This is a genomic window from Parvibaculum sp. (genome assembly GCF_049672805.1).
In the GTDB taxonomy this organism is placed as follows: domain Bacteria; phylum Pseudomonadota; class Alphaproteobacteria; order Parvibaculales; family Parvibaculaceae; genus Parvibaculum.
Map to the genome: position 1 here is coordinate 1 of NZ_JBATWS010000053.1, position 5,382 is coordinate 5,382.

The following is a 5,382-nucleotide window of genomic DNA, read 5'->3' on the forward strand; positions in this document are numbered from 1 at the left end:
CTTGCCGCCCGTGGAAACGGAAATGACCAGATCACCCCGCCGCACGATCGAGGGAACATGGAAGTCGCAAAGCGGCTTCACGTCCTCTGTATTGACGAGGCGGCCTGCCGCCCGGGCGATACCCGCCAGCGCCGCGCTTTCCTGCTCATCCAGCCCCGCGAGAAACACGATATGGGCCTGCTGAAGCGTGGCCGCGTCCGGCCGCCCGCCCTTCAGACGCGCTCCGGCGAGCTTGCGGAACGCCTCCGAGGGCGCCGAGGAATAAAGATCGAGCGAAACCGCTCCCGCGCCCTCAAGGACCTGAAGCCGTTTTTCCGCAGCTTCGCCCTCGCCCACCAGAACGACCTTCAAAGAGGCAAGATCGAGCAGAACTGGAAACATGAGGCGGCACCTCCTCGGGTTGCCTTCCAAAATGACGGCATACCCATGGCAACCGCTCATTTCCCGTTAGAGATAGCAACTATGCCATATAATTCAATTCCTTTTCGTATAATGTTTTATTTCACAACAAAACAACGATAAACAACAAAAAAGGGCCCGAAGGCCCTGATATCTGATCGCGCGGAATGTCTGCCTAGATCTGCATCGTCCCGGCATCTGCCGCCGACAGGATCGATGTGATGGAAACGGCGATACGTTCGCCCTGCACAAGGATTTCACCCCGCGCGATGGGTACATTGTTGGCGAGCACCCAGATTTCGTCGTCCTGCTTCGTGCCAAGCTCGATCACAGCCCCACGCCCCATCTTCAAGAGCTGATGAATGGGCAGCGTGGTGCGGCCAAGCACAACAGAAAGCTCGACAAAGACATTGTTGACCGAATTCAAAGCACACCCCACCTGACGGACACGGAACAAACCGCATAGGAAGCGCCGAAACGCCCCGCTACGCAGATTAAACTGGCATGTTAGAGTTACCTCATGGTTAAGCCCCTGCCCCTCTCCAGCGCCACGCAGCCCGCTCCCGAATGGCGCATCTCCGATACGCCCGTGCCTTACGAGGTTGCGCTGCGCGAAATGGAGGAGCGTGTCGCCGCTATTGCGGAAGGCCGCGCGCCCGAGCTTGTCTGGCTGCTGGAGCATCCGCCGCTTTACACCGCAGGCACAAGCGCGGACGAGGCCGACCTGATCGACCCGGAGCGCTTCCCCGTCTATCGCGCCGGGCGCGGCGGGCAATACACCTATCACGGGCCGGGGCAACGCGTGGCCTATGTCATGCTCGACCTCAAACGCCGCAAGCCGGATGTGCGCGCCTTCGTGCAGGACCTCGAAGCCTGGCTGATCGCCACGCTGGCAGAGTTCAACGTGAAAGGCGAATTGCGTGAAGACCGCGTGGGCGTCTGGGTACGGCGCCCGGAAAAAGGTTTCACCGCCGAAGACAAGATTGCCGCCATCGGTGTGCGCATCCGCAAATGGGTGACGTTTCATGGCGTAAGCCTGAACGTCGATCCCGATCTCGATCACTTTACCGGCATCGTGCCCTGCGGCATCAGCCAGCATGGCGTGACGAGCCTGACCGATCTCGGCATCACGGCGAGCATGGCCGATGTGGACATCGCCCTGAAGCGAAACTTCCGCCGCATTTTCGGCCCGCAAGAAGGCGATTGATCATCCGCTCACGGAGCGACTGCGCCTTTGACCAAACTAGAGCGCACTGTTCCTGAAGCCGAGATAGAGGAGCCCTATCCCGCCTGACACGGCGAGGAGCCAGATCAGTGCGCCGAGGATCGGGATAGAAATGCCGATCCAGATCAGCGCCGTCGCCAGCACCACGCCTGCGAGAACACCCAGCGGGCCGCGCCCGATCTCCCCGATCCGCCCCGCCAGAAGCGCGCCAAGCGCCGCTATGGTGGCCGCCAGCCCGAACACCATGCCAAGCGGCCAGAGCAGCAACATCAGGAAAGCAACGGGAAGGCCGACAATGGTGACGGCCACGAAGACACTGAGGATCGGCAGGCCCAGAAGCCACAACAGCCCGAGCCCCAGGGCAGGCAGCGGCTGGGCGACAAGGGACTCACGCATCCGCCCGGTCACGGCAGGCGCCAGATAGGCAATGGCAAGAGCAATGGCCCCGAAGAACACGGCGCTCGTCGCCGACATGTGATAGCCGGGAGCGGAGACACCCCTTCCCTCCCAATGCTCGTTCATATGCCTCTCGCGCCAGCGCTCCCGCATGTCGTTGTGCCGCATGACGGGGGCTGCTTCCTGCCGATCATCCCGCGCGGCGGCAATATCGCGCCCGTTGATCTCGCCCTTCACCTTTGCATTGCGGTCGATCCGGGCGGTGGAAGGAGAGTAATAGGTGACAGTGCCGTCGATCTCGGCATCGGGTCCGAGCGTGAGATCCAAACCGTAAAAGGTAACGTCGCCCTTCACCTCGCCATTGATGAGCGCTTCCTGCGCGCGGATAGAAAGGCTGCCTTCAAGCTCGCCCTCCACCGCCACGCGGCGCGCGGCGATCCATGTGTCGCCCTTCACTTCGGCATCATCGGTGAGGATCACGATTTCACCGGCAGCGGAAAGCGATCCATCCACCTTCCTGTCGATGGTGAGTTCCCGCGCGACGGAAAACACATCGCCACCGCTTGCCCATTCGAGCGCCTTGTCGGCAATGCTCTCAGGGGCGGCGAGTGCTGCACCGCTGCCAGTGACAAAAATGACGAGAAAGGCGAAAAGCCGAACGATGCCGCCGCGCATGTGAGTCTCCTTCGTTTCCCGCACCCGAAAGGGGAACTATAGCGCGGGAACCAGCCCGGAGACAGGGCAAGGAGCAATAGATCGGCGGTCAGCGGACCCCGGCTTTCGCCGGGGCCACAAACTGATCAGGTTTGCTTCACGCAAACTCCATGATGACCGCATCGACGGCGAGGCTGTCGCCCGGCGCGGCGTTGATCTTCTCGACCACGCAGTCGTTCTCGGCGCGGAGGATGTTTTCCATCTTCATCGCTTCCACGACGGCCAGCGCCTCACCGGCCTTCACTTCCTGGCCTACTTCCACATGGATAGCCTTGACGAGGCCCGGCATGGGGCAAAGCAGCATCTTGGATGTGTCCGGCGCGACCTTCTCCGGCATAAGCAGGTTGAGCCTGTGGGCAAGCGGCGTGCGCACCACGGCATGAACCGAGGCACCGCGATAGCGCAGCACATAGCCCTGCTTTGCGCGGACGAGCGCGACGACCACTTCCTTGCCGTCAATTTCGCCACGGAAGAGAGGCTCGCCCGGCACCCATTCGGAGCGGACATTGTGAGACTCGGTCACTTCACCCTCTTCATTGAGGAAGGTGACATGAACCGAGCCGCCGAGATCATCCGCGCTCGCTCGGTGTGACCAGTTATCGACGGAGACGATCCAATCCTTCGGCAGCTTGCGCGGCCGGTTGGTGAGCTGGCCGGAAATCTGCACCGCGCGCTCCGCGTGAACCTTGTTCACGAAAACCGCGATGGCGGCGAGCTTCATCGCCCGCTCATCCGACAGCGCAACACCGCTGAACCCGTCTGGATATTCCTCGGCAATGAAGCCGGTCGTCAGGCGGCCTTCACGGAAGCGGGGATGCTCCATGATGGCGTTCACGAAAGGAATATTGTGCTGGATGCCTTCGATATGGAACTGGTCCAGCGCGAAGGCCATGTGATCTATGGCGGAGAGACGATCCGGGCCATGCGTGCAAAGCTTTGCAATCATGGGATCGTAGAACATCGAAATCTCGCCGCCCTCGTAAACACCCGTATCGTTGCGGATGGTGAGGCCGTCCACCGTCTCTTCCTTCGGCGGCTGGTAGCGCACCAGACGGCCCGTCGAAGGCAGGAAGTTGCGATAGGGATCTTCCGCATAGACGCGGGATTCAATCGCCCAGCCATTGATCTTGATGTCGGACTGCTTGAGCTTCAGTTCCTCGCCATAGGCGACGCGGATCATCTGTTCGACAAGGTCGATGCCGGTGATGAGTTCCGTCACCGGATGCTCCACCTGCAGGCGCGTGTTCATCTCAAGGAAGTAGAAATTGCGATCCTTGTCGACAATGAACTCGACCGTGCCCGCGCTTTCATAGTTCACGGCCTTGGCGAGCGCGACGGACTGCTCGCCCATCGCCTTGCGCGTTGCTTCATCAAGGAAAGGCGACGGCGCTTCTTCAATGACCTTCTGGTTGCGGCGCTGAATCGAACATTCGCGCTCATGCAGGTAGATCACATTGCCATGCTTGTCGCCGAGCACCTGAATTTCTATATGGCGCGGCTGGGTGACGAACTTCTCGATGAAGACGCGATCATCACCGAAGGAGGACTTCGCTTCCGACATGGAGGAAGCAAAGCCGTCAGCGACTTCTGATTCCGACCATGCGATGCGCATGCCCTTGCCGCCACCACCGGCAGACGCCTTGATCATCACCGGATAGCCGATCTCGTTGGCGATCTTCACCGCCTCGGCCGTGTCCTTGATGACGCCGAGATAGCCCGGCACCGTGTTGACCTTGGCGGCGCTGGCGAACTTCTTGGACTCGATCTTGTCGCCCATCACTTCCACGGCCTGAATATTCGGACCAATGAAGGCGATGCCATTATCTTTCAGCGCCTGCGCGAACTTCGGGTTCTCGGAAAGGAAGCCATAGCCGGGGTGAACCGCCTCGGCGCCTGTTTCCTTGCAGGCAGCAATGATCTTGTCGATCAGCAGATAGGACTGCGCGGCAGGCGGCGGGCCGATATGCACGGCCTCATCTGCCATTTCCACATGGAGCGCGTCCTTGTCGGCATCCGAATAGACGGCGACCGTCTTGATGCCCATCTTGCGGGCCGTCTTGATGACGCGACAGGCGATTTCGCCTCGGTTGGCGATCAGGATTTTCTTGAACATGGCGCGCGCCTCAGAGCGGAATGTTGTCGTGCTTCTTCCACGGATTCTCGAGCTCCTTGTGACGAAGGAGCGCGAGCGCCCGCGCAATGCGGACACGCGTGGAATGCGGCATGATGACTTCGTCGATGTAGCCACGCTCGGCTGCGACGAAAGGATTGAGGAAGCGGTCTTCGTAGGTCTTGGTGTGGGCCGCGATCTTTTCCGGATCGTTGATATCCGCACGGTGAATGATCTCCACCGCACCCTTCGCACCCATCACCGCGATTTCAGCGGTCGGCCAGGCATAGTTGATGTCACCGCGAATATGCTTGGACGACATCACGTCGTAGGCACCGCCATAGGCCTTGCGCGTGATGACGGTGACTTTCGGAACAGTCGCCTCCGTATAGGCAAAGAGCAGCTTCGCCCCATGCTTGATGAGGCCGCCATATTCCTGCGCCGTACCCGGCAGGAAGCCCGGTACGTCCACAAAGGTGACGATCGGAATATTGAAGCAGTCGCAGAAGCGCACGAAGCGGGCTGCCTTGCGGCTTGC

At 60.6% G+C, this 5,382-nt stretch carries 6 protein-coding genes; 1 reads left to right on the top strand and 5 read right to left on the bottom strand.

What is annotated here, in order from left to right:
* Nucleotides 1–381: precorrin-2 dehydrogenase/sirohydrochlorin ferrochelatase family protein (locus tag WBF74_RS01690; protein WP_424434209.1), on the bottom strand; the 381-nt coding region annotated here is incomplete at its 3' end.
* A 193-nt stretch (nucleotides 382–574) separates the two neighbouring features.
* Nucleotides 575–826: a FliM/FliN family flagellar motor switch protein gene (locus WBF74_RS01695; protein WP_424434212.1), complete on the bottom strand. Its 252-nt coding sequence runs from the start codon at nucleotides 824–826 to the stop codon at nucleotides 575–577.
* A 93-nt stretch (nucleotides 827–919) separates the two neighbouring features.
* Here WBF74_RS01695 and lipB point away from each other — a divergent pair, with 93 nt between their 5' ends.
* Nucleotides 920–1,606 carry a lipoyl(octanoyl) transferase LipB gene (gene lipB / locus WBF74_RS01700; protein ID WP_424434215.1) on the top strand — a complete coding sequence of 229 codons (687 nt, stop codon included), beginning with the start codon at nucleotides 920–922 and terminating at the stop codon, nucleotides 1,604–1,606.
* Nucleotides 1,607–1,642: 36 nt separating this feature from the next.
* Here lipB and WBF74_RS01705 read toward each other — a convergent pair whose 3' ends face one another.
* The 3 genes from WBF74_RS01705 to WBF74_RS01715 all read right to left on the bottom strand — a co-directional run.
* Nucleotides 1,643–2,695, bottom strand: a complete 1,053-nt coding sequence (locus WBF74_RS01705; protein WP_424434218.1) for a hypothetical protein — start codon at nucleotides 2,693–2,695, stop codon at nucleotides 1,643–1,645.
* 136 nt (nucleotides 2,696–2,831) lie between these two features.
* A complete protein-coding gene (locus WBF74_RS01710; protein ID WP_424434221.1) occupies nucleotides 2,832–4,847 on the bottom strand; it encodes an acetyl-CoA carboxylase biotin carboxylase subunit in 2,016 nt (671 codons plus the stop codon).
* A gap of 10 nt (nucleotides 4,848–4,857) precedes the next feature.
* Nucleotides 4,858–5,382: carboxyl transferase domain-containing protein (locus WBF74_RS01715; protein WP_424434224.1), on the bottom strand; the 525-nt coding region annotated here is incomplete at its 5' end.